The following is a 22,668-nucleotide window of genomic DNA, read 5'->3' on the forward strand; positions in this document are numbered from 1 at the left end:
TTGCGTTATTCCTGTTTTTCGCCAAGAGAAAACATCAATTCGGCTTCACACACCACTTCTCCATCCACTTTCGCGACTCCTTTTCCTTTGCCGATGGAACCGCGGAAACGAAGCACTTCAAGCTCAAGATGGAGCTGATCGCCCGGTTTGACCTGCTTTTTGAAGCGGCAGCTGTCGATCCCCGCAAAAAACGCGAGCCTTCCGCGGTTTTCTTCCTTCATCAAAAGCGCCACGGCACCCACTTGCGCAAGCGCTTCAACAATCAAAACGCCAGGCATCACCGGATAATCCGGAAAGTGTCCGTTAAAGAATTCTTCATTTACTGTCACATTTTTATAACCCGCTGCCCGTTTTCCTTCCTCTACTTCTGTCACACGGTCTACCAGCAGAAAGGGATAGCGGTGGGGAATGATTTCTTTAATTTGCTGAGCATCAAGCATTGCCTTGACATCTCCTTTTTCGAAAAATATGTATAGAATGATATGTCAGTGCCTTATTCTGTACATCTGGAAGTATATTATGAAACGGAATCTTTTTCAACAAAAGATGAAAGACAACGCTGAAAATGAAAATAAAAAGAGCCTGAACCAAACGTCGTTTGGCCGGCTCCTATTTGCTTTGCTAGCGAACTGAATTGATCAGCCCCATCATTTGATCGCCCATCGTGATGGCGCGGGAATTCATTTGATAAGACCGCTGCGAAGAGATCAGGTCGGTCATTTCCTTCGATACATCGACATTTGATGATTCGAGGAATCCCTGTTTTAGAGAAATGTCCTGCCGCCCGGCTCCGTTCAGATTGATGAGAGCCGTTGCTCTCAATTCATCGCTGACAGAAAAAAGATTGCTTCCTTCTTCCGTAAGAGCCTGAGGTTTGACAGCCCGGACGATTCCCAAGTTAAAACGCAATGGCGCTTCACCTTGATTGTCTGACGAAACGGTGACACTACCCGAATCGTCAACTTTGATGTGTTTATAACGCTGGTTGAAACGGATGGGATTTCCGTTTTCGTCAAGAACAGCATGCCCTTCTTTCGTCACCAGCTGCATCTGGTTGGCGTTTCCAGCCGCAGGCGTCAGGTAAAATGCTCCGTCTCTTGTATATTGCACTTCCCCGTCGACATTGACCTGGAAGTACTGATAAGGAGAAGTCAGTGCGATATCAAGATCGCGGCCAGTTTCTTTAAGGCTTCCCTGTTTATGTGTCAGCCGGTCGGTCATCACGGCTCCGACGCCGAGCCGAAGTCCGGGCGGCGTCTTTCTGCTTGCCGCTACTTCATTATTTTTCTCGTTTACCTGTTCAATCTGCTGCCTGATCAGCTCCGAAAAGCTCGTGTTTTTCGCCTTATATCCCGTTGTATCGGTATTTGCAAGATTATGGCTGATATTATCAATTTGTTTTTGCAGTTCAAACATTGTGTTTGAAGCCGTGATCATGGATCTAAGCATCGTTTTTCCACATCCTCCATTTACGCTGATCGCGATCGGTCATTTATCCGATCCTTCCAATCTCATTGGCCGCCTTTTCCATGCTTTTATCATAAGCTTGAAGAACTTTTTGGTTGGCTTCAAACGAGCGGTAGGCAGCGGTCATTTCCGTATAAGCTCTCGTCACGTCGACATTCGACCGTTCCGTCATCCCCTGCTTGACAGAATAAGCGACTGCGGGATTGCCGACTGCGCTTGGCAGCGCCTCACCGTTTTCAGTACGATACAGATCATCGCCTTCTCTTGCTAAATTTCTCGTATCGAGCGCGATTCTGACATCGATCCTTCCAAGGTTTTGGCCGTTTTCAGTCACCGTTCCGTCCTCAGCGACTTGAAAATTCTCGCTTCCCACCGTAATCGGCTGGTTTTCCGTTGAAAGGACGAGTCGGCCGTTTATTGTCAATTGATTATTTTCATTTAAAGAAAAACGGCTGCTTCTTGAATAGCGTACATCCCCATTTTCAAGCCGGACCGCGTAGAAAAGCGCTGCTTTATCGTTTGTTTCCCCATTGACCGGAACTTCGGTTTCGCTGATTGCAATATCCGTCGGCTCATTCGTGCTTTGCAGATCGCCTTGCGAGAATTGAGGCTTCAGTTCCTGCATGTAAACTCCTGTATTGATAGAACCGATCGGCGTCTGTGTTGAAAACGAACGCGAAGCGCTGCCGGCCTTGACAGAATCGGATTCAATCCGGCTCAAAAGCATTTCCGGGAAAGAACGGATTGACCCTTGGTCTTCTTTATATCCCGGCGTATTTGCGTTCGAGATATTATTCGTCAGCATCTCTGTGCGGCGCTGCTGGGTGATCATTGCAGAAGTCGCTGTATAAAGTCCTTTTAACATCATTTCACCTCAAATAAGTGTCATGCTCCAGAGTTTCTCATCGAAAAACCTCTTTTGCGAAAGGCTTGCAATTTATATTTGCTAACACAGAACATTTGTTCTATAATGGTATTCAAACATACTACTCTTTTTATCGGCAGCCATTCGCTTCCTTTAAAGCATTTCACATAAAAAACCTCATTCTAAATAAAGAATGAGGTTTCTGATCAGCTCAGTTTGCGCTTAGGTAGCTTGTCCATGTTATCAAGCATGACACCCGTACCAACTGCCACACAATCCATCGGATTTTCGGCAACGAGAACTGGCACTTTCAGTTCTTCGGCAAGAAGCTGGTCAAGACCGTTTAACAACGCGCCGCCTCCTGTAATGATAACGCCTCTGTCGATAATATCGGCTGACAGCTCAGGCGGCGTTCTTTCGAGCACCTGCTTGGCAGCCTGTACAATGACAGATACAGATTCGCGCAGCGCTTCTTCCACCTCTTTGCTCGTTACCGTAATGGTTCTCGGCAATCCTGTGACCATATCGCGGCCGCGGATGGAAATTTCCTCGTGACGTGCGTCTGGGAAAACAGTTGCGACTTTAATCTTAATGTCTTCGGCTGTCCGTTCGCCTATGAGCAGCTTGTACTCACGTTTGATGTAGTTCAAGATTTCAAGATCAAACTTGTCCCCAGCCATTTTAATAGAAGAGGCGGTGACAATATCGCCCATTGAGATGACTGCGATATCTGTCGTTCCACCGCCGATATCAACTACCATGTTTCCGCTTGGCTGGAAAATATCCATTCCCGCTCCGATTGCGGCCACCTTAGGTTCTTCCTCCAAATATACATGCTTTCCGCCGCTTTTCTCGGCAGCTTCTCTGATAGCCTTCTGCTCCACAGAAGTAATATTTGTAGGGCAGCAAATCAGCATGCGCGGCTTTGAAAAAAGACCTTTCACATTCAGCTTGTTAATGAAATGCTTCAGCATGGCTTCCGTTACTTCAAAATCGGCAATGACGCCGTCTTTTAATGGACGTATCGCAACAATATTCCCAGGTGTACGTCCTACCATTCTCCTTGCTTCTTCACCGACAGCGAGCACTTTCCCATTGTTTTTGTCAAGAGCAACGACTGATGGTTCATTTAAGACAATACCTTTTCCTTTGACATGGATCAGCACATTCGCTGTACCAAGGTCAATACCAATATCCCTTGCAAACATCTATCTATATCCTCCTCGAAATCTGTTTCACAGCAATGTCCACATTCTGCCCTAATTATATATTTTATCATAAATATTAGAAAAAAAAGAGAGCTTATTAAAGTTCTTCATAAAATTTTTGTGGCTTTTTACGGAGGATACCGGGAAATTCTGATAAACGGTGCTCGTTTCTGAGCCATTATTCCTTATTGCACGGGTTCTCTTTCAAAGATTTCCTCTTTCTTATATTTTAGTTTTGTCGCTTCTCCGCCCCGCAAATGTCTGATTGATTTATGATAATCAAGAATTTCTTTTACTTCATTGGCCAGGTCAGGATTAATTTCAGGCAGCCTTTCTGTCAAATCCTTGTGAACGGTACTTTTGGAAACACCAAACTCCTTCGCTATCACACGAACTGTTTTTTTCGTCTCCACGATGTACTTCCCTATCTTGATTGTTCGCTCTTTGATGTAATCGTGCACACCACTCGACCTCCCTAAAATGGATGTGAGAAGTGTGAAATGAGATCCGTCTTGTGAAAAAATTCGCTATTTACGCAGCTTCTTCGTTTTATGCTTTTCCAAGTAGAATTTTGAAATACTCCCACGATCCCTCACCTCAAACACTCTCTTTGTTAGGTTTGTATCAGTGTATTAGCATTCAAATGGGATTATGCTAAAAACTCAAGGAGGACAAGGGGTTTCTCTGATAATTTTATTTCGGGTTTCAAAAATTTTAACTTTACACTAATCTTGGCTTCCGGTAAAATGAATAAAGTTTATTATTTACCTAGGTAACTATTTTGAAGGAGTCCGGGAATGGAACATATCAATCGAAAGATTATTCACCAGCTCAATCAAAGCACGCGGATGGTTGCTAAAAAAACGAATGAACAGCTCGAAGCATACGGCCTTTACGGTTCACAGTGGTCGATCCTATACTGTCTTCACACCTGCGGACCGATGACGCAAAAAGACATTTGGACTTACTTGCACGTTGAGGCGCCGACTGTGACGAGAACCGTCAGCCGCCTCGAAAAAAACGGCTGGGTAGAACGGATACAGGGCGATGACAAACGGGAAAAAGTCGTCAAAATGACAGAAGAAGCCAAAATTAAATATGATGACATTCAATTAAAAATGCAAGAATTTGAAGAGGAAATGCTTTCCGTATTTGAAGAACGGGATAAAAAAACATTTCAAAGGCTGTTAAATCAATTATTAGAAGGACATCAGGAGGAGTTGTAGCCTATGAAGCAAACTGAACCCATTTGGACCAGGGATTTTATCATGGTCGTTTTGATTAATTTATTTATATTCGTCTATTTTTACGCACTGTTGACCGTGCTTCCGGTCTATGCAATGCAGGAGCTCGGCGGTTCCGAGTCAGAGGGCGGCCTTTTGATCAGCGGCTTTATGCTGTCCGCGATTTTTGCGAGGCCGTTTTCGGGAGCCGTTATTGAACGTTTTGGCAAAAAAAGAATGGCGCTCATCAGTGTCGTGCTGTTTACTTTAGCATCATTTCTTTATATCTATATTCACGATATCTACCTGCTGCTTGGTATTCGCTTTTTCCAAGGCATTTGGTTCAGCATCATCACGACAGTGACGAGTGCAATTGCAGCCGATTTAATTCCGCCGGCCCGCCGCGGGGAAGGTTTGGGCTACTTTGCCATGTCGATGAATTTGGCGGTGGTCATCGGTCCGTTTATCGCGTTGAACCTGCTGGATAAAATGAGTTTTTCCGATCTGTTTATTTTATTTTCAGGAATCGTCACTGTGGCCATCCTTTGCACGGCACTGGTCAGGATTCCTAAAGGAAGCGACATCCGTTCGGCTGTGTTCAGGTTGTCTTTTTCCAACATGTTTGAAAAGGGCGCGATTCGGATTGCCACGGTCGGATTGTTCGTGTCGTTTTGTTATTCAAGCGTCATTTCCTTCATCTCTGTTTATGCAAAATCTCTCGGCCTTATTGAAGCAAGCAGCTATTTCTTTATGGTGTTCGCAGTGACAATGATGATCACGCGGCCGTTTACGGGAAAACTGTATGATAAAGTCGGCCCCGGAGTCGTCATTTATCCGTCCATTATCATTTTTTGCGCCGGGCTTTTCCTGCTTGCTTTCACAAACAGCAGCGGGATGCTCTTGCTATCCGGAGCTGTCATCGGCATGGGCTACGGATCTATCACGCCGTGCCTTCAGACCTTGGCGATTCAAGCTTCGCCGCCTCACCGGAGCGGCTATGCAACGGCGACTTATTTTACGCTGTTTGATACCGGGATCGCAGTCGGATCCTATGTTTTCGGGTTGGTTGTGGCACAAGCCGGTTTTTCAAACATCTATTTATTCTCAGGCGTTTTTGTGCTCATCAATCTGTTTCTGTATACATGGAGCCAAAAACCCGCACTCGCAAAGGAAAAGCGGGATATATCAATGGCTGAATAAGCCGTTCAACCTCGCCGGGCCGGGATTACCCGGCTTTTTTCATGCCGGCTGATACAGTCCGATCTGTCATTTAATGAAACTTTTGCAAAATCAAATACGTCTCCTAACTGTCTGACCAAAAACTACTACTCTATTAAAAAGGTGATTTTTTGAACTATTGGCTTTTTACACGTATTCATCAATTATCAAACCACAACCACATCCTGGACAGCGCTATGATTTTGATTACAGAAAAAGCAATTTACATGTATGCGCTCATTTTGCTTTTGATCTGGATCTTCGGAAACCGTTCTTATAAAATAAGCGTTCTTCAGGCAGGTGTGACGGGTATTCTCGGATTGGCGGCAAATTATTTGCTGTCATTGGTTTACTATGAGCCGAGACCGTTTGTCGCTCACCATGTGGACGTATTAATTCATCATGCGGCCGACGCCTCGTTTCCCAGCGATCATACAACCGGGGCGTTAGCCATTTCGATCGCTTTTTGGCTTTATCATCGGAAAATTGGAACCTGCCTGATTGCTTTCGGGTTGTTGACGGGCTTTTCCCGTATTTGGGTCGGACACCACTACCCTGTTGACGTTTTAGGCAGCATTTTGGTCGCTTTATTTGTATCACTCGTTATATTTAGATTCTCAGCGTATGTGCAGCCGCTTTTTGAACGTATCATCTCACTCTACGAATCGATCTTGCGGAAATTGCGGAAAGCCGTATCCAGAACGGCATAAGAAAACACCCGAATCTCATGATTCGGGTGTTTTTCATTTCCTTTCCTTAACCTTTTAAGGCTTCGGTTAACGGCGGAACAATTTGTTTTTTGCGGGATACAACGCCTTTCAGTGTTGCTGTGTTGTCTGACAATGTGACATTGAACGCTTTCTCCACTGCTTGTGCAGCTTGTCCTGAAGCGACGACAACCGAGTCGTTTGTTAAAATGTCGGTTACGACAAACACAAATAAATCCAATCCTTTTTCAGACACCACTTTTGCAAGTTCTGCTTCAACTTCTGCTTTGCGGGAGAGAACGTCGTTTGTATCAACAGTGTTAACTTGCGCGATCTCCACTTTATGGCTTCCCATCGTAAACTCTTTTGCGTCAAGAGAGAGAAGCTGAGGAATCGTTTTTGCGCTCAAATCTGCTCCAGCCTTCAGCATATCGAGTCCATAGCTGTCGGCATCAACGCCAGCAATCGCAGCCAATTCTTTTGCGGCTTTGACATCTTCGTCCGTGCAAGTCGGAGATTTGAATAAAAGGGAATCTGAGATGATCGCCGACAGCATCAATCCTGCGATATCTTTTTTAATTTCGACGCCGTTTTCTTTATAGAGCTTGTTTAAGATTGTTGCCGTGCAGCCTACAGGCTCTGCGCGATAATACAGAGGATCGCTCGTTTCAAAATTGGCGATCCGGTGGTGATCGATGACTTCAAGCACGCGAACTTGATCAAGGTCATCGACGCTCTGCTGGCGCTCATTATGGTCAACCAGAATCACGCTGTCAGTTTCATTCGCAACAGTGTTCACAAGGCGGGGTACTTCTGCATTGAATTTCTCAAGCGCGAATTCGGTTTCGCCGTTGATTTCGCCGAGGCGGACGGGTTCTGCGTCCATGCCGAGCTCCTTTTTTAATTCGGCATATGCAATCGCTGAACAAATCGTATCCGTATCCGGATTTTTGTGGCCAAAAATAAGTACTTTACTCATGATATAACTCCTTACTGTTGTTTTTATAGTAAGCTTACCTGACAATAAAAAAATCTGCAAATCTGTCACTTATTTTAATATTTACGGAGTGTTTTGTCATTTTAAAAAATAAAAAAAGAGCCGTTCGGCTCTATTCTCCATAGTCAGGTGTATTGTGGCTTCGTTTTGGAGCGGGCTTCAAGACCGGTTTTTCTCCATATGCGACAGGGCCGCTCTCGTAGTGGAATTCCGCTCCGTCCGGCGCCTTCCCTTTCAGCCAATCAAACTGCGCGCTTTCTTCTCCATCCGAGAAATTGTATAAAGTATGCGCAATGTCTTCTTTTTCATTTTCATCCGAAACCGTGCCGGGCACGATGACACCTTCTTTTTCTTCCAACTCTTTGATCGCGGCGATCCACTGGTTTTGGTGCATCGTGTCTCTCGCTAAAAGAAAACCGAGCATATCTTGTACACCATTGTCATCCGTCATTTCGCGCAGCCGCGCGACTTGCAGTCTGCCTTGCGATTCAGCGTTGACATTTGCGCGCAGATCGGCCAGAAGGTTACCGCTCGCTACAATATAGCCTGCATTCCACGGAACGCCGGTGCTGTTTTCAGGCATGGCTCCCAGTCCCGAAACGATCGCATGGTGAGGGTTCATTCCGCCCATAATTGCACCGATGACAGGATCGTCTGCGGCTTTTTCCTGCTCGTAAACCGGTGCGTCTTCAAGCAGGCGCGCGATCATCGTCGCAATCATTTCGACGTGTCCGATTTCTTCTGCCGCCGTATCCATGAGCAAATCTTTATACTTTTCATTTCCCCTTGTATTCCACCCTTGAAAAAGGTATTGCATGGCCACAGATATTTCTCCGTACTGACCGCCGAGTATTTCCTGCATTTTCTTGGCGAAGACAGGATCGGGTCTTTCAGGTTTTGCAGGGTACTGCAGCACTTTCGTATGCTTGAACAAATCACATCACTCCTCCGTTTTTTGTATCCTCGTTTTTGAATTAACCGTAAAGGGAAATGATAAAACCGTACAACAGGCTCGGGATGTGTTGCAGACGGGTCAACATTCGAATCGAAGGAGTGCTGTTCTATGATTAAAAATACTTCACACCGCCCTTTTCCGCCGCCTGAAGGACCGTGGGTGATGACGCAAACATGGAATCATGTATTATTTGCCCATTGGGCTGTTGATTCTGAAGCCATTCGCGGACGAATACCGGCGGCCTTGGAACTGGAGACATTCAATGGAAAAGCATGGATCGGCATTTTGCCTTTCCTGCTGACAAATATGCGCCCCCGTTTTTTGCCCCCCTTTCCTTTCGTCAGCAGATTTCCCGAGCTGAACGTCCGGACATATGTATCATATAAAGGCGTACCGGGCATTTATTTTTTCAGTCTTGACGCCGCTTCGCGCTTAGCCGTCGCCGGCGCGCGCGCAATGTTCCACTTGCCTTATTTTCACGCCGGGATAAACTTTGTAAAAGAAAAAAACCATATTGAATTTTCCAGCAGAAGGGATGATTCAAAAGCGGCCTTCCGCGCCAGCTACCGCCCGCTGTCAGATTCCTTTACCGCCCAAAAGGGGTCCATCGAATACTGGCTGACTGAAAGATACCGCCTGTACACCACGTACAACAACCGGGTCTACTATGAAGACATTCATCATTCTCCATGGACGCTGCAGCGGGCCGAAGCCGAAATCCGACAAAACACGGTGCCCGGAGCAAGCGGTCTCATATTGCCTGATACCGCTCCGCTTCTCCATTACGCCAAACGGCAGCACGTCTTATTTTGGCCTTTGCAGCGGGACCGGGGATGAAAACTGTTGCACCAATAGATACATGTTTTAAAAATTACGTGCTTGAATCTTGAATCGAAATCTGTTACGATCTCAGTAAGTAATCAATCAATAACAAAATGAAGGGAGGCGGCATATCATAAGACAGAGTAAGGAAAACCGAAAGGAGCAAATACTTGAAGCTGGATTAGAGGTGTTTGCAGAAAAGGGATATTATAATACCACGACAGCACTCATTGCTGAAAAAGCCGGTATTTCCCAGCCCTATATATTTAGGTTTTATAAGACGAAGGAAGAGTTGTTCGTTGCCGCGCTCGATCGGGCCTTTGAAAGAATCCTCCAAACGTTTCAAAATGTCGAATCCAGCTCCGAACAGATCGTAGCAAACATGATCAAAGCATATGAAGAGTTGTCTGTATCACACCCTAATGAAATAGCCTTACAGGTCATCGGACTATCCGTTACGGAGGAATCGATCAGAAATTGTTCAAAAACGGGCTTATCACGTATTAGAAACTATACGCTGGAAAGGTTCCAGGAAGCGAATGTTCCGAATGCAGAGAGGGAAGTTACGACTTTCCTGGCAAGAGGGATACTTTGCAACATTTCCTATTTCTTGGATTTGCCGGAGATCATGCACGGCCAAACAGAATAAAATAACCGATTTGTTTCGGTTTTTTATTTAAGCATTAGTTATTGATTGATTAATAACAAAACCAAGGGGGAATTTCAATGGAAAAAGCAATTGTTTTAGGCGCAACAGGTGGAACAGGTCGAGTGATAGTTTCAGAATTGCTGTCAAGAAATATTCCGGTTATCGCTTTCGGCCGTTCTGAAAATAAACTAAAGAATCTCATAAAAGAACATCATTCAACACCGCTATTAACATATCAGCTTGGCGATGTCTTTGATGCACAGACCATCAGTGAAGCAGCGAAGGATGCAGATGTGATATTTCAATGCGCCAATGTTCAATATCATGAAATGGCAGATAAACTCCTGCTTCTCGGTGAAAGTGTAATGAAGGCTGCAAATATTTCAGGCAAGAAAATCGTGATTGTGGATGGAATATATGTTTACGGCCGACAAATTGCCAAAGGAGACGAAAATCATCCGAAACTGCCCCATACAAAAAAAGGAAAGCTAAGAGTAGACTTTGAAAACTTAATATTCGATAAGAAATGGAAAAATGCCAAACCATTAATCGTCAGACTGCCCGACTATTATGGAAAAACTTCGCAAAATTCTTATTTACAGCCTACATTAACCGGAATGGCAGCAAATAAAATAGCTGTTTTTATCGGCAATCTAAAAACCCCCCGGGAGTACGTATATTTGCCTGATGCCGCAAAAATGATTGTGGAAATCGCAAGTAAAGACGATTCTTACGGTGAAAACTGGAACATTCCCGGCGCCGGACTGATTTCAGGTAAAGAAATCATAAAAATCGCACGCCAAATTACCGGAAATAATAAATTAGTAATACCATTAAATAAACTTGCCATTCGTATAAGCGGATTATTTGATCCAGTAATGAAAGAAGTAGTAGAAATCATGTACTTAACTGAAGAAACATTCATTCTCAACGGGGAAAAATATGAAAAGAGAATAGGAAAAATTCCCGCTACACCTTATCAAGAAGGGCTGAAAGAAACATTGAAATGCTTAATGAAAACTTAAGCTGAATTTTAGTTATTGATCAATCACTAAATATTGCACTATAAAAAAGGAAGAGCTGAAAACGCTCTTCCTTCAACCTGTTTAAGCCGGTTTTGAAATTTCGCTTAAAGCTTCTCCCGCTTTCTCATCCGCATGTGAGACGGAGAGATCCCCCAAAGCAACGATTCCGACAAGACGGCCATCTTCAACAATCGGCAGCCTGCGAATTTGGTGTTCCGCCATCAGATCACCAGCCTCTTCAGCAGACATATCCGGGCGCCCTGTCACCATCTGTGTGCTCATGATATCCCGAGCAGCCGCATCTGTTTCATTTTCAGCTACACATCTGATAACAATATCCCGGTCTGAAACGATCCCCGTCAATTTTCTGTTCTCGCAGACCGGAATTGAACCTACATTGTAATCACGCATCTTACCGGCAATTTCCGCAATCGGAGCAGAAGGTTCGCAGCATTCGGCATTGGTTGTCATGATGTCCTTCAGTTTCATTCGGAATTCCTCCTTTACTGGGGTTATTATGTGCTTTTCCGATATAACACGGGCCTAAACCTATTTAAAAGAGCCCTTCCTTTTCATATATCGTTTTTTATCCTTCAATAAATCGCCGGTCCACCCTTTCTTCCTCAAATACCAGTACACAAGAACGGTAGAAACGGCAATTAAAATAAGCGAAAATAAATAGCCGTACTTCAATGAGAGTTCAGGCATGACTTCGAAGTTCATTCCCCACAGGGCGCCGAAAGCCGTCATCGGCGTAAAGATCGTCGTGAAAATCGTCAGCGCTTTAAAGATTTCATTGCCTCTGTGGGATGTCACCACTTCCTCGGAATGGAGCAAATAATTGATTTCATTCGCATACTCTTTGATCAATGACATGCCTCTGTCGATTTCGTAAAACGTCCTGCGCTGTTCGATTTCGTCAAACGATTTGCTTAAAAAAGTTTCTTTAAGGCCCATTGCTACCTTTTTCATCGATAAAATTAAACTTCTTATGACGAGCAGTTCGTGACGCCGTTTATGAATCAGTTCAATGATGCTTTTATTGTTGTCATGGTGAAATCCCCATCTTACTTTTCCAAGGTGAACTTCAAAGTGCTCAAGTTCCTTCAAATACATTCTCATCAGTTCGCCCAGCAGAATCAGAAACACTTCTGGGGCGTCTTTGCATCGCTTTAAGTGTTGATCGATCGGCCTTCTGTTTGTCTCTTCAAATTGCGAGATATCTAAATTCATTGTGAAAAAATAGTCTTTCGTTAAGTAAAAATGAAATGCTGTCCGATTTTGTTGAACTTCCGCTTCCTGATCGTAAATATATGAACCGTAGATCGCTTCCTTGCCTTGAACGGCAGCATTGATATCAATGCAATTGATATTGGCCGATGGAACGCCTTGAAACCAATTTCGGCATTCCGGCCAATGATCGGGCTGGATCAGCCCTTGTGCTGTCGCTTTTTCGTGAGGGCCGAGCTGATACCATGTCCAGCCCTCTCCCTGAAAAACTCTCATATTTCGTCTCCTCCTCTTCCGGCCCATTCGTTTTATATTTCTTTGCCCGCCCTCCGCGTAAATAAACATCATGTTTGCCGCGCTGCGGCACGTGGTATGAAGCCAGTATGAGTTTTTCATAGAAAAGGAGGTGGCGCCTTCTTTTTGAGAAGGCGGGGCATTGGAATTACTGAAGCTGATTGCAGTGGCAGGATTAATCGCATTAACGGGCTTTTTCGTCGCGGTCGAATTCGCCATCGTCAAAGTAAGGCGGACAAAGATCGACCAATTGATCATTCAGAAAAAAAAGGGCGCGCTTGCCGCAAAAGAAGTGACCTCACACCTTGACGAATACTTGTCAGCCTGCCAGCTTGGAATCACCGTGACGGCATTGGGCCTCGGCTGGCTTGGTGAACCGACGATGCAGACCTTGCTGCATCCCCTTTTTTCCAAAATCGGCTTGAACGAGTCGATGACACATATTCTTTCATTTTTGGCCGCTTTTTTATCGGTCACTTATCTCAATGTTGTGATCGGAGAGCTGGCGCCAAAAACGATCGCCATTCAAAAAGCGGAAACCGTTACTCTGCTTTTTGCACAGCCGATGATCTGGTTTTACAGAATCATGTTTCCTTTTATATGGCTGCTCAATCATTCAGCCCGCATGATCACAAGTCTGTTCGGCCTGAAGCCGACCGGTGAACACGAATTGGCGTATTCGGAGGAAGAGCTGCGAACACTTTTATCTGAAAGCTATCAAAGCGGGGAAATCAACCAGAATGAATTGAGATATGTAAACAACATTTTTAAATTCGACGAACGTACGGCAAAAGAAATTATGGTGCCCCGCAATGAAATGACCGTCCTGTCTCTTGACGACAGTGTAAAAAAAGTGAAGCAGCTCATCAAAGAAACAAAGCACACCCGCTTCCCCGTCATGGAGGAAGACAAGGATCACATCAGCGGAATGATCAATATAAAAGAACTGCTGCTGGCTGAGCTTGCAGGCGGGTTTTCTTTAGAAACAAAACCGTTAAAGCCATATATCCATCCGGTTATCCATGTGATTGAAACGATTCCCGTCTACCAGCTGTTCGTCAAAATGCAAAAAGAGCATACACATATGGCGATTCTCGTAGATGAGTATGGCGGAACATCCGGCCTTGTGACGGTTGAGGATATCGTCGAGGAAATCGTCGGCGATATTCGCGATGAATTCGATACTGAAGAAGTATCGGCTGTTCAGAAACTGGAAGATGACCATTACATCCTCAGCGGTAAAGTACTAGTCAGCGATGTAAACGACCTGCTCGGAATTCATTTATCAGATGAGGAGATTGATACAATCGGCGGCTGGATGCTGACGCAGAATATTGAGAGCAAGCCCGGAACGGCGATCGAAAGTGAAGGATTCCGTTTCAAAGTTAAAGATATGGACGGACATCGAATCGTTGCAGTTGAGGTTGAAAAAACCGATTAATCCCCCTTTCAGCCTCTCCCTGTCCGCTTTTCTTCCTAAAAATCATGTGAGGAAATCTGACATGTTCATCATGATATCTCCCTTTTGTCACTATAATGAAAGAAAAAGAGATCTGCTCTCAATCTAAATGACTACGGAGGAATGAAACATGCAGATGGGGGATACAGTATTTATGTTCTTTTGCGCTTTGCTCGTATGGCTGATGACGCCGGGCATCGCTTTATTTTACGGAGGACTTGTCAGGAGCAAAAATGTGCTCAGCACCGTTATGCACAGCTTATCTTCAATCGCCATCGTTTCCATCATATGGATTTTGTTCGGCTATTCGCTCGCTTTCGCTCCCGGAAACCCATTGATCGGGGGTTTGGATTGGATCGGACTGCAAGGTATCGGATTTGAACCCAATGCCGATTATTCGGAGACGATCCCGCATACGCTTTATATGATGTTCCAATTGACATTTGCCGTACTGACGACTGCGATTATTTCCGGAAGCTTTGCGGAGCGAATGCGCTTTCCGGCCTTTATTCTTTTTTCGGTGCTCTGGGCGGTTTTCGTTTACTCGCCGGTCGCCCACTGGGTATGGGGTGGAGGCTGGCTTGACGAGCTGGGAGCGATCGATTTTGCCGGCGGCAACGTCGTTCACATCTCTTCCGGTGTAGCCGGCCTGGTTGTTGCGATTGTTCTCGGCAAGCGGAAAAATATCAGCGATACCGCCCCTCACAACCTCCTTCTGACTTTGCTCGGGGCGACTTTGATCTGGTTCGGATGGTTCGGGTTCAACGTCGGAAGCGCCCTGACGATCGATGAAGTCGCCATGACCGCTTTTATCAACACGAATACGGCTGCGGCTGCGGGGCTGATCGGCTGGATTTTGGCAGAATGGCTGATCAATAAAAAGCCGACGATGCTCGGCGCCGTCTCGGGAGCAATCGCGGGACTTGTCGCGATTACACCGGGCGCAGGCTTTGTTACGCCTTTCTCATCCGTATGGATCGGGCTCATCGGTGGAATCGTCTGTTTCTGGGGTGTGTTTTCGCTGAAGAAAAAATTCGGCTACGATGATGCGCTCGATGCCTTCGGACTTCACGGGCTCGGCGGAACATGGGGCGGAATCGCGACGGGCTTGTTCGCGACGACATCAGTCAACGCAGACGGAGCAAACGGGCTTTTTTACGGAGACATCAGTCTCCTTTGGAAACAGTTGATTGCGATTGCCGCAACATATTTGTTTGTCGCAATCGTCACATACGCTATTATTAAGATAGTCAGTATTTTCTTTAAACTCCGTGCCTCAGAGGATGAAGAATCATTAGGCCTCGATCTGACGCTGCACGGCGAAAAAGCGTATCAAGATTAATTTGTCAGGAGTGATGGTATGAGCGGTCAAATGTATAAGGTGGAAATTGTAACTCGTCCTACAAACTTTGAAAAGCTGAAAACGGAGCTGGCCAAAATCGGGGTAACGTCCATTACGTTTTACAATGTACACGGATGCGGCCTGCAAAAAGGGCATACAGAGCTTTACCGCGGGGTCAAACGCGAAAGCAATGTATATGAAAGGTTAAAAGTCGAAATCGTCGTCAGCAAAGTGCCTGTCGAAATGGTGGCCGAGACGGCGCAAAACGTCCTGAAAACCGGGGAACCCGGTGACGGCAAGATCTTCATATACGAAATTAAAAACACCATCAACATCCGCACAGGCGAGGAAGGTCCTGACGCTTTATAAAAAGATCGAAGCTCCCGGCTGAAGTTAAGCCGGGAGCTTTTCTGATGTTATAAAACGGCGTCAATCACACCGTATGCCTTCGCTTCGTCCGCATCCATAAAGTAATCGCGTTCCATGTCGGCTTTTAGTCTTTCAATGGGCTGGCCCGTTCGTTCGTGAAAAAAGTGCTCGATTTTTTCCCTCAGTTTGATGATCCGCTTCGCTGAAATCTCCATGTCTGTCGCCTGTCCTTTGACGCCGCCGAGCGGCTGATGGATCATGATTTCGCTGTTTTTGAGCGCATACCGTTTGCCTTTTGTTCCGCCGGCGAGGAGAATCGCTCCCATGGAAGCTGCCATTCCGACGCAGATCGTGCGGACATCCGGCTTCACATAGTCCATCGTATCCAAAATCGCATATCCCGCGGAAGTTGATCCGCCCGGGCTGTTGATATAGATCGAAATGTCTTTTTCATTGTCTTCGGCTGACAAAAACAGCAACTGGGCGGTGACCCGATTGGCGAGGTCATCGTTGAATTCAGAGCCGATCATAATGATCCGGTCTTTTAAAAGTCTGGAAAAAATATCGTACGATCTTTCACCGGCAGCCGTTTTCTCAATGACGTAAGGTATGGTGTTCATAGCCTTTTTCCTCCTAGGCAGCACACCTCATCATGCTGATGCAGGACGGCTGTGAAGCGCCGAAAAGCCATGTCTGTTTGGCAAATTCGAGCAGAGCATCGGGGTTGTGATACAATATCGCCCGAACAAGCAGGTCAATGTGTTCGTCATCCCGGTCCGCCGCTTCCCTTTGCAGAACATCCGGAGAAAGCCTTTTTAATCGCTGACGCGATCTGAATAAAAGCGATTTGACGGATGATTCGGGCTTACCGAGCGACTCGGCGATTTCGTGCAGCTGAAAGGAAAACACATCTTTGAGCAGAAAAATCGTTAATTGCTTCGGCGTTAAAATACCGGAAAGCTGTTTCAGCAGGTGCTCGAAGTCATCGGCCGCCTTCATGCGCTCTGCCCTCCCGTCTTCCAGATTGTCTTCAGACAGAAAGATTTCGCGTTTCCTTTTTCTGAGCAGGTCAATCCATTTATGCTTTGCCACCGTCTTTTGATAAGCATGTGAGGCGTCTGTTCGATTGATTTCGATTAACTTCAGGATGGTATCCTGGACTAAATCCTCGGCATCCCATTTATCACCTGTCATTCTCATGCAATACTTCATCAGCGCTTGCTGTTCTAGCTCATTCATGAATGCATTCACACTCCTTAAAAGAGGCCTCTTACTTAATAAACGGCTGGCTCTGCAAATTTGATACGGGTTTTTTATGATTGTAACAAAAAAGGCGCCTATCGTATTTGATAGGCGCTCTGAGGGAAGCGTGCCTTATGACTGGCTTGAATCGTCAGACTGGGTTCCGTCTTGATTTTCTGACCCTTCAGACGAATCTTCCCGTTTGGTTTTGTCGTCTTTTCCACCTGTTTGATCTTTCGCTTTGTCTTCTGTTTTTGACTTTTCTTCAACAGAAGGCTGAGCAGGTTCCTTCATTTCAGCCGCTTGTTCCTCCACCGCTTTTTCGATGCTGGAGACCGGCTTGTCCATGAAGTTCAACGGGTTTAGCGCAACACCGTCTTTGCGGATTTCAAAATGCACATGGTTTCCGCCTTCTTCATTGTAAAGGTTTTTGCCTGCTTTTCCGATGACTTGATTTTGTTCAATCTTGTCACCTTGTTTGACGCTTACTTCAGAAAGAGACTGATACACAGTTGATAAACCATTTTCATGTTCAACTTCAACAACGTAGCCCAGTACAGGGTCTTTTGCAGCTTTGATGACCGTACCGCTGAGAGATGCGGAAACATCGAATGTTTTTCCGTCTTTCTCAGCCAAGTCGATACCTTTGCTCATGCTGTACGTGTTATTATAGTTTACAAGTGCTGCTTCTTTCTCTTCTTTAGTTGCGTCAGTTTCAAAGAACTTTTTAACGACAGTAACATTTTCAGAATCAGCAACCGGCATTGCGACATTTTCGACTGGTTTGCCTACTTCTACCGCGTCATCCCGGTTATCATAGGCTGATTTCTTACCATCGTCAGCAAGCTGATCTTTTACATCGTTGTTAGAAGCCGATTGATACCAAAGAACGGCGGTTAATACAACGACGGCACTTGTCAAATAGATGGCCGGAAATACCCAGCGTTTGCGAAAAAACTGTTGCAGCTTTGTGATTTTGGAAGTACGATTCTTTTCTTCCTCTTTCATTACTCATCACCTCAGCAACATTCTGAACACTTTTCAGAAAATATATACATTTACAAAAAACTTTTTTTCAAGTTAGTCTGCACCGGCTGCTTCGTTTTTATGTAAAAACCGCCCTAAAACCTGAAATTTCACCAATGTGCATGATAACGGGAAAAACGCCGAAGATATAACATATGAAGAAAGGACAGAGAGAATGAAACTACGGATCGCCAATCGGGAAGACCTTCCCGCAGTAGTCGATATTTACAACTCCACCATTGCGTCGCGAATGGTTACGGCAGATACAGAACCCGTCACACCTGAAGAAAGGCTGAACTGGTTTTTGAACCATACCGAGGCAAGGCCTCTTTATATTGTGGAAAATGAACAAGGGGATATCGCCGGCTGGATCAGCTTCGAATCATTTTACGGTAGGCCCGCCTATAACAAAACCGCCGAAGTCAGCATTTACCTTCATGAAGACCACCGCGGCAAAGGGGCGGGTTCAGCGGTGCTTGAAAAAGCGCTTGAAGTCGCGCCAAAGCTTGGAATCCGTTCTTTAATGGCGTTTATTTTCGCCCACAACGAACCGAGCATCAAGCTTTTCAAAAAATACGGCTTTACCGAGTGGGGACACTTTCCCGGAATCGCCGAGATGGATCGAATACGGTACGATTTAAAAATATTAGGAAAAGAATTGAATGAAGCCTGATCATCATGGCACGAAAAAAAGAGCTGTCATGCAGCTCTTTTTTTCTTTCATCATTCAGCCAGCCTGCGCCTTCTGATCTCTTCTTCATTTAAAAATTCCAAAAAGCTTCTCATCACAGTAAACGGCTCTTCTTTGACCGCCTGAACGTACCGGCTTTTCCGTTCATCGGAAAGCACTTCGCTTGTTTGCATCCGTTCCAATATATATTTCATCACCGATTGCTGAACATTTCTTTTTTGGTAAGACGACTCTCTGAACAGCGCCATGCCGAAAGCTGCTGCTGCGGCAGCGCAGCCGATTTTTATCATTGAATCGGTTCCATAGGATGCCTGCCCCCAAAAAGAAGAAAGATAAACCAATGAAGCAACAAGCAGCGGAATCGCGATAAAAAGAAATATCAGCCTTTTCTTTAAGAACGGCGCCGCCACATGCTTGAGGTTATCCATTTCTTCTTTCATAAAAGCCGGCATTTGATGGAAACGTTCCATATCCATAATCAATCCCTCCCGATTTGGTTAAAGAGGCGTTGTTTCGCTGATTAAATCACGCTTTTTATATGTATATCGTAACTTAGATCCAACATGTTTTACAGTTTTTTGCCTTTCCCCTTTTTATTAGGAACTTTCCGTCCCCCGCCCCGTATAACATGAGATAGTTGCTTGAAAGGGGAGTAACTGTTATAAATGGAATGTATAAAAACAAATCCGTCTTGTGAGGTTCAATATGGATATTATTAAAAATATCAGCATCACATCGATATTTCTCGGCTTTATATTAGTTTTAAACACGCTATTGGCAATCGTTGTGATCTTTAGGGAACGCCGGGATGCAAGCTCCTCCTGGGCCTGGCTCTTGGTACTCTTCTTTATTCCCGTTCTTGGCTTTATCCTCTATTTGCTCTTCGGCCACAATTTGAGCAGGAATCACCTTTTTCAATGGGAAGACCGAAAGAGGATCGGGATGGAAAAAATATTGGAACAGCAGCTGACCAAGCTGAAAAACCGCGAGTTTGAATTTCGCAATAAAGCGACGGCGGACAGCAAAGACTTGATTTATATGCACATTCTGAATAACCACGCCGTTTTCACGGAAGACAATGCGGTCGAGCTGTTAACGGACGGACGCCAGAAATTCGACAGACTGCTTCGCGACATTGAAAACGCCAAAGACCATATACATCTTCAATATTATATTTATAAAGGCGATGAGATCGGAAAAAAGCTGCGGGACGCGCTGATCAAAAAAGCAAAAGAAGGCGTTGAAGTCCGCGTTTTGTATGATGAATTGGGATCAAGAAGCCTCAGGAAAAGCTTTTTCAAAGAGCTGAAAAAGGCGGGAGGATTTGTCGAAGTTTTTTTCCCGTCGCGTTTTAAATTTATCAATTTGCGCATGAATTACCGCAACCACCGCAAGCTCGTCATCATCGACGGCGTCATCGGCTATGTCGGAGGATTTAATGTCGGGGACGAATACCTCGGTCTAAATCCGGCTTTTGGCTATTGGCGGGACACGCATCTCAGAATCAAAGGAACGGCAGTCCATTCGATTCAAACGCGTTTTATCCTGGATTGGAATCAGGCCTCTCACCATCACGATATTACATATATGCCAAACCACTTTCCTGACATCGATTCCAACGGAAACATCGGCATGCAAATCGTCACCAGCGGCCCCGATTCAGAATGGGAGCAGATTAAAAACGGCTATATTAAAATGATATCAACGGCAAAGCGGTCGATTCTTATACAGACGCCTTATTTTATTCCGGACGCAAGCCTGCTCGATGCCCTCAGAATTGCTTGTCTGTCCGGCGTTGACGTGAGAATCATGATTCCTAACAAACCCGACCATCCTTTTGTGTACTGGGCTACCTATTCTTACATCGGCGAACTTTTAAAAGCCGGCGCTTCCGTATTTATTTACGACAACGGATTTATCCATGCGAAAACAATTGTTGTAGATGAAGAAATTTCATCAGTCGGCACGGCAAATATTGATATGCGCAGCTTCAAGCTCAATTTTGAAGTGAATGCTTTTTTATACGATGAGGAAATTTCGAGAAGCCTTGTCCTATCATTTGAAAAAGATCTGCAAGTCTCAAGGGAGCTGACCTATGAGGAATATTTAAACAGAAGCAAATCGATCCGCTTCAAAGAAGCCATTTCGATCCTGCTTTCGCCGATTTTATAGCGCGTCATTCATGCGGTAAAAAAATCCTCCCGGAAACGGGAGGATTTTTGTTTTACTTACCGGAAGCCGCCGCACCCTTGGAAACTGAAGCATGCTTGTCCATTTGACGTTCAGTGTCAGCGTCCTTGAGCTTGAGTGCGATGAAAAATGCTGCCATGAGGAAGCCGGCTGCACCGAGCAAAGCGGTCCGGTAAGCTGATAAATCGGGCTCTATCCCTGCGCCAGGCTGACTGAGCACAGCAAGGACGCACGACATGACGGCAACTCCAAAAGCAGATCCGAGCCGGTTTTGCACATTAAACAGCGTCGTTGCCCGACCCATTGATGAGGATGAAATGTTGGCAAAACAAACAACCTGCGCAGCGCCAACCGCATGCCCCAGAAAAAAGCCCGCCGAAAACAGCAGCAGCCTGAGAAGCCACAGATTTGACCCGTATCCGGTCAGGCTCAGCAGCCCAAACAATACAGCGGCGCCTAAAAGCGCAACGGAAATGACCCGCCTCGGCCCGAGCTTATCTAACGACCTCGGCATCAGCTGGGAGGCCAGCATCAAGCCTAATGCTTCGGGAAACGTGATCAAAGCGGTATCGGTCGCAGAATAGCCGAGTGCTTCCTGGCACAACAGCGGAAATATATAGAGCATGCCAAGGAGTCCGCCTGCTGTCAAAAGCGAAATGACGCTCATCTTTCCAAAAACCCGGTCCTTCAATAAGCGCAGTTCAATCAGCGGATGCTCAGCCTTCAGCTCGACAAAAACGAGAATGGCGAGGAGAATCACTCCCCCGGTTCCTGAAACAAGCACATTCGGAGAGCCGAAGCCCTGCACAGGCCCCTGGCTGAGTGCAAAAACTGCCAACGCCATTCCCGGCCCAGCCAAAAGAAATCCTAGCCAATCAAATCTCCCCGCTTTCGGCTCCATATGTTCATGAAGATATAACAGGCCAAACAGCAGAATGATCATACCGATCGGAATATTAATGTAAAAAATCCAGCGCCATGACAGCTGATCCGTCAGAAACCCGCTGATGATCGGCCCAACCGCAGGCGCGACCGCAATCGGAAGGACGAGAACTCTCGAAATTTCAGCCCGTTCGTGCGGAGGAAACGTCCTGAACAAGATTGCCATTCCCACTGGTGTGATCAATCCGCCGCCGGCTCCCTGGATCACGCGAAATACGTTTAATGCCGCCAGATTGTCAGCGATTCCGCATAATGCGGATGCAGCCGTAAATATGGAAAGCGCGGCAAGGAAAACACGCTTTGTCCCAAAGCGGTCTCCAAACCAGCCGGCTGCGGGAAGAAAGACCGCCAAGCTGACTAAGTATCCGATGTTAATTGTGCCTGCAGCAGACGGCAAAGTTTGAAATTCGTTCATGATGGCGGGCAATGCCATGTTAATGACACTCGCATCCATTGCAGCCATAAACATGGCCGTTACATATACAATGCTGACAACCGTCCTTTGATTGAACGGCCTTCTCTTCATTGCTGACCGCCGTGAACTTCTGCAGCCGGCTTCAAGCTGTTCGGCGAGAGATCGGTCCAATTCGAGCTGATATAGTCGATGCAGGCGCTGCGGCTCGTTTCCCCGCAGACAATCTCCCACCCTGCCGGAATATGAACAAAGGCGGGCCAGAGTGAATACTGGCCTTCCTCATTCATTAAAACAACATATGTGCCCTGTTCATTTTCAAAAGGATTTGTCAT

General features: G+C 45.7%; 26 protein-coding genes. 11 read left to right on the forward strand and 15 right to left on the reverse strand.

The window, feature by feature from the left end; all coding sequences use genetic code 11:
- Nucleotides 1–5 precede the first annotated feature (5 nt).
- The 5 genes from fabZ to spoIIID form a co-directional block, all read right to left on the reverse strand.
- Complete coding sequence (gene fabZ, locus MHH76_RS19315) at nt 6–440, reverse strand: 3-hydroxyacyl-ACP dehydratase FabZ (protein WP_003185902.1); 435 nt, start codon at nt 438–440, stop codon at nt 6–8.
- 181 nt (nt 441–621) lie between these two features.
- Entirely contained in the window at nt 622–1,449 is an 828-nt protein-coding gene (locus tag MHH76_RS19320) for a flagellar hook-basal body protein (RefSeq protein WP_023857130.1), read from the reverse strand.
- 43 nt (nt 1,450–1,492) lie between these two features.
- The gene (locus MHH76_RS19325; RefSeq protein ID WP_023857129.1) at nt 1,493–2,332 is read right to left on the reverse strand and encodes a flagellar hook-basal body protein; all 840 of its coding nucleotides are present in this window, start codon (nt 2,330–2,332) and stop codon (nt 1,493–1,495) included.
- 206 nt (nt 2,333–2,538) lie between these two features.
- On the reverse strand, nt 2,539–3,540 hold the full coding sequence (gene mbl, locus MHH76_RS19330) for a cell shape-determining protein Mbl (RefSeq protein ID WP_003185909.1): 1,002 nt from the start codon (nt 3,538–3,540) through the stop codon (nt 2,539–2,541).
- A gap of 185 nt (nt 3,541–3,725) precedes the next feature.
- Nucleotides 3,726–4,001 carry a sporulation transcriptional regulator SpoIIID gene (spoIIID, locus tag MHH76_RS19335; protein WP_003185911.1) on the reverse strand — a complete coding sequence of 92 codons (276 nt, stop codon included), beginning with the start codon at nt 3,999–4,001 and terminating at the stop codon, nt 3,726–3,728.
- Nucleotides 4,002–4,337: 336 nt separating this feature from the next.
- Here spoIIID and MHH76_RS19340 point away from each other — a divergent pair, with 336 nt between their 5' ends.
- The 3 genes from MHH76_RS19340 (at nt 4,338) to MHH76_RS19350 (ending at nt 6,691) form a co-directional block, all read left to right on the forward strand.
- Nucleotides 4,338–4,766, forward strand: coding sequence for a MarR family transcriptional regulator (locus MHH76_RS19340; protein ID WP_023857128.1), 429 nt, complete (start codon nt 4,338–4,340; stop codon nt 4,764–4,766).
- Nucleotides 4,767–4,769: 3 nt separating this feature from the next.
- Nucleotides 4,770–5,963 (forward strand): MFS transporter, encoded by a 1,194-nt coding sequence (locus tag MHH76_RS19345; protein WP_035337863.1) that lies wholly within the window; start codon nt 4,770–4,772, stop codon nt 5,961–5,963.
- 149 nt (nt 5,964–6,112) lie between these two features.
- Nucleotides 6,113–6,691, forward strand: coding sequence for an undecaprenyl-diphosphatase (locus MHH76_RS19350; protein WP_023857126.1), 579 nt, complete (start codon nt 6,113–6,115; stop codon nt 6,689–6,691).
- A gap of 46 nt (nt 6,692–6,737) precedes the next feature.
- Here MHH76_RS19350 and MHH76_RS19355 read toward each other — a convergent pair whose 3' ends face one another.
- Both MHH76_RS19355 and MHH76_RS19360 read right to left on the reverse strand, forming a co-directional pair.
- A complete protein-coding gene (locus tag MHH76_RS19355; RefSeq protein ID WP_025810664.1) occupies nt 6,738–7,667 on the reverse strand; it encodes a manganese-dependent inorganic pyrophosphatase in 930 nt (309 codons plus the stop codon).
- 130 nt (nt 7,668–7,797) lie between these two features.
- Nucleotides 7,798–8,619 carry a manganese catalase family protein gene (locus tag MHH76_RS19360; RefSeq protein ID WP_026580215.1) on the reverse strand — a complete coding sequence of 274 codons (822 nt, stop codon included), beginning with the start codon at nt 8,617–8,619 and terminating at the stop codon, nt 7,798–7,800.
- 129 nt (nt 8,620–8,748) lie between these two features.
- On the opposite strand from MHH76_RS19360, the gene MHH76_RS19365 reads away from it, so the two are divergent.
- The 3 genes from MHH76_RS19365 (at nt 8,749) to MHH76_RS19375 (ending at nt 11,136) form a co-directional block, all read left to right on the forward strand.
- A complete protein-coding gene (locus MHH76_RS19365) occupies nt 8,749–9,477 on the forward strand; it encodes a DUF2071 domain-containing protein (RefSeq protein WP_039073053.1) in 729 nt (242 codons plus the stop codon).
- A 118-nt stretch (nt 9,478–9,595) separates the two neighbouring features.
- On the forward strand, nt 9,596–10,111 hold the full coding sequence (locus MHH76_RS19370) for a TetR/AcrR family transcriptional regulator (protein ID WP_035400336.1): 516 nt from the start codon (nt 9,596–9,598) through the stop codon (nt 10,109–10,111).
- Nucleotides 10,112–10,188: 77 nt separating this feature from the next.
- Nucleotides 10,189–11,136 carry an NAD(P)H-binding protein gene (locus MHH76_RS19375; RefSeq protein WP_039073054.1) on the forward strand — a complete coding sequence of 316 codons (948 nt, stop codon included), beginning with the start codon at nt 10,189–10,191 and terminating at the stop codon, nt 11,134–11,136.
- 81 nt (nt 11,137–11,217) lie between these two features.
- Here MHH76_RS19375 and MHH76_RS19380 read toward each other — a convergent pair whose 3' ends face one another.
- Together MHH76_RS19380 and MHH76_RS19385 are read right to left on the reverse strand one after the other, a co-directional pair.
- The gene (locus MHH76_RS19380; protein ID WP_035337869.1) at nt 11,218–11,625 is read right to left on the reverse strand and encodes a CBS domain-containing protein; all 408 of its coding nucleotides are present in this window, start codon (nt 11,623–11,625) and stop codon (nt 11,218–11,220) included.
- Between the two features lie 60 nt (nt 11,626–11,685).
- Nucleotides 11,686–12,642, reverse strand: a complete 957-nt coding sequence (locus MHH76_RS19385) for a magnesium transporter CorA family protein (RefSeq protein ID WP_023857119.1) — start codon at nt 12,640–12,642, stop codon at nt 11,686–11,688.
- A gap of 160 nt (nt 12,643–12,802) precedes the next feature.
- Here MHH76_RS19385 and MHH76_RS19390 point away from each other — a divergent pair, with 160 nt between their 5' ends.
- The 3 genes from MHH76_RS19390 to MHH76_RS19400 all read left to right on the forward strand — a co-directional run bounded on the left by MHH76_RS19390 (nt 12,803) and on the right by MHH76_RS19400 (nt 15,830).
- Nucleotides 12,803–14,101 (forward strand): hemolysin family protein, encoded by a 1,299-nt coding sequence (locus tag MHH76_RS19390; RefSeq protein ID WP_023857118.1) that lies wholly within the window; start codon nt 12,803–12,805, stop codon nt 14,099–14,101.
- 148 nt (nt 14,102–14,249) lie between these two features.
- The gene (locus MHH76_RS19395) at nt 14,250–15,461 is read left to right on the forward strand and encodes an ammonium transporter (protein WP_023857117.1); all 1,212 of its coding nucleotides are present in this window, start codon (nt 14,250–14,252) and stop codon (nt 15,459–15,461) included.
- A gap of 18 nt (nt 15,462–15,479) precedes the next feature.
- Nucleotides 15,480–15,830, forward strand: coding sequence for a P-II family nitrogen regulator (locus MHH76_RS19400; protein ID WP_039073055.1), 351 nt, complete (start codon nt 15,480–15,482; stop codon nt 15,828–15,830).
- 47 nt (nt 15,831–15,877) lie between these two features.
- Here MHH76_RS19400 and MHH76_RS19405 read toward each other — a convergent pair whose 3' ends face one another.
- The 3 genes from MHH76_RS19405 to MHH76_RS19415 form a co-directional block, all read right to left on the reverse strand.
- A complete protein-coding gene (locus MHH76_RS19405) occupies nt 15,878–16,450 on the reverse strand; it encodes an ATP-dependent Clp protease proteolytic subunit (RefSeq protein ID WP_025810658.1) in 573 nt (190 codons plus the stop codon).
- A gap of 13 nt (nt 16,451–16,463) precedes the next feature.
- On the reverse strand, nt 16,464–17,069 hold the full coding sequence (locus MHH76_RS19410) for an RNA polymerase sigma factor (RefSeq protein ID WP_020453224.1): 606 nt from the start codon (nt 17,067–17,069) through the stop codon (nt 16,464–16,466).
- 135 nt (nt 17,070–17,204) lie between these two features.
- Entirely contained in the window at nt 17,205–18,080 is an 876-nt protein-coding gene (locus tag MHH76_RS19415) for a M23 family metallopeptidase (RefSeq protein WP_020453225.1), read from the reverse strand.
- 193 nt (nt 18,081–18,273) lie between these two features.
- On the opposite strand from MHH76_RS19415, the gene MHH76_RS19420 reads away from it, so the two are divergent.
- Complete coding sequence (locus MHH76_RS19420) at nt 18,274–18,771, forward strand: GNAT family N-acetyltransferase (protein WP_023857112.1); 498 nt, start codon at nt 18,274–18,276, stop codon at nt 18,769–18,771.
- A gap of 50 nt (nt 18,772–18,821) precedes the next feature.
- Here MHH76_RS19420 and MHH76_RS19425 read toward each other — a convergent pair whose 3' ends face one another.
- Nucleotides 18,822–19,265: a YwnF family protein gene (locus tag MHH76_RS19425; RefSeq protein ID WP_025810657.1), complete on the reverse strand. Its 444-nt coding sequence runs from the start codon at nt 19,263–19,265 to the stop codon at nt 18,822–18,824.
- 247 nt (nt 19,266–19,512) lie between these two features.
- Between MHH76_RS19425 and cls the strand changes: the two genes are divergently transcribed.
- The gene (cls, locus tag MHH76_RS19430) at nt 19,513–20,961 is read left to right on the forward strand and encodes a cardiolipin synthase (RefSeq protein ID WP_025810656.1); all 1,449 of its coding nucleotides are present in this window, start codon (nt 19,513–19,515) and stop codon (nt 20,959–20,961) included.
- Between the two features lie 52 nt (nt 20,962–21,013).
- Here the strand turns inward: cls and MHH76_RS19435 are convergent, their stop codons facing one another.
- Nucleotides 21,014–22,447, reverse strand: coding sequence for an MDR family MFS transporter (locus MHH76_RS19435; protein ID WP_039073056.1), 1,434 nt, complete (start codon nt 22,445–22,447; stop codon nt 21,014–21,016).
- Complete coding sequence (locus MHH76_RS19440) at nt 22,444–22,668, reverse strand: MbtH family protein (protein ID WP_023857108.1); 225 nt, start codon at nt 22,666–22,668, stop codon at nt 22,444–22,446. Before MHH76_RS19440 ends, MHH76_RS19435 begins: the two co-directional genes overlap by 4 nt.

The organism is Bacillus sp. FSL L8-0193, from assembly GCF_037976065.1.
In the GTDB taxonomy this organism is placed as follows: Bacteria; Bacillota; Bacilli; order Bacillales; family Bacillaceae; genus Bacillus; species Bacillus paralicheniformis.

What these genes read in the sequence shown, in the direction of transcription:
- MHH76_RS19355 (WP_025810664.1), bottom strand. Translation starts at nt 7,667, where the DNA reads ATGAGTAAAGTACTTATTTTTGGCCACAAAAATCCGGATACGGATACG.
- mbl (WP_003185909.1), bottom strand. Translation starts at nt 3,540, where the DNA reads ATGTTTGCAAGGGATATTGGTATTGACCTTGGTACAGCGAATGTGCTG.
- MHH76_RS19420 (WP_023857112.1), top strand. Translation starts at nt 18,274, where the DNA reads ATGAAACTACGGATCGCCAATCGGGAAGACCTTCCCGCAGTAGTCGAT.
- MHH76_RS19425 (WP_025810657.1), bottom strand. Translation starts at nt 19,265, where the DNA reads ATGGATATGGAACGTTTCCATCAAATGCCGGCTTTTATGAAAGAAGAA.
- MHH76_RS19395 (WP_023857117.1), top strand. Translation starts at nt 14,250, where the DNA reads ATGCAGATGGGGGATACAGTATTTATGTTCTTTTGCGCTTTGCTCGTA.
- MHH76_RS19435 (WP_039073056.1), bottom strand. Translation starts at nt 22,447, where the DNA reads ATGAAGAGAAGGCCGTTCAATCAAAGGACGGTTGTCAGCATTGTATAT.
- MHH76_RS19410 (WP_020453224.1), bottom strand. Translation starts at nt 17,069, where the DNA reads ATGAATGAGCTAGAACAGCAAGCGCTGATGAAGTATTGCATGAGAATG.
- MHH76_RS19325 (WP_023857129.1), bottom strand. Translation starts at nt 2,332, where the DNA reads ATGTTAAAAGGACTTTATACAGCGACTTCTGCAATGATCACCCAGCAG.
- MHH76_RS19340 (WP_023857128.1), top strand. Translation starts at nt 4,338, where the DNA reads ATGGAACATATCAATCGAAAGATTATTCACCAGCTCAATCAAAGCACG.
- MHH76_RS19415 (WP_020453225.1), bottom strand. Translation starts at nt 18,080, where the DNA reads ATGAAAGAGGAAGAAAAGAATCGTACTTCCAAAATCACAAAGCTGCAA.
- fabZ (WP_003185902.1), bottom strand. Translation starts at nt 440, where the DNA reads ATGCTTGATGCTCAGCAAATTAAAGAAATCATTCCCCACCGCTATCCC.
- MHH76_RS19385 (WP_023857119.1), bottom strand. Translation starts at nt 12,642, where the DNA reads ATGAGAGTTTTTCAGGGAGAGGGCTGGACATGGTATCAGCTCGGCCCT.
- MHH76_RS19400 (WP_039073055.1), top strand. Translation starts at nt 15,480, where the DNA reads ATGAGCGGTCAAATGTATAAGGTGGAAATTGTAACTCGTCCTACAAAC.
- MHH76_RS19345 (WP_035337863.1), top strand. Translation starts at nt 4,770, where the DNA reads ATGAAGCAAACTGAACCCATTTGGACCAGGGATTTTATCATGGTCGTT.
- MHH76_RS19365 (WP_039073053.1), top strand. Translation starts at nt 8,749, where the DNA reads ATGATTAAAAATACTTCACACCGCCCTTTTCCGCCGCCTGAAGGACCG.
- MHH76_RS19320 (WP_023857130.1), bottom strand. Translation starts at nt 1,449, where the DNA reads ATGCTTAGATCCATGATCACGGCTTCAAACACAATGTTTGAACTGCAA.
- MHH76_RS19440 (WP_023857108.1), bottom strand. Translation starts at nt 22,668, where the DNA reads ATGACAAATCCTTTTGAAAATGAACAGGGCACATATGTTGTTTTAATG.
- MHH76_RS19380 (WP_035337869.1), bottom strand. Translation starts at nt 11,625, where the DNA reads ATGAAACTGAAGGACATCATGACAACCAATGCCGAATGCTGCGAACCT.
- MHH76_RS19375 (WP_039073054.1), top strand. Translation starts at nt 10,189, where the DNA reads ATGGAAAAAGCAATTGTTTTAGGCGCAACAGGTGGAACAGGTCGAGTG.
- MHH76_RS19405 (WP_025810658.1), bottom strand. Translation starts at nt 16,450, where the DNA reads ATGAACACCATACCTTACGTCATTGAGAAAACGGCTGCCGGTGAAAGA.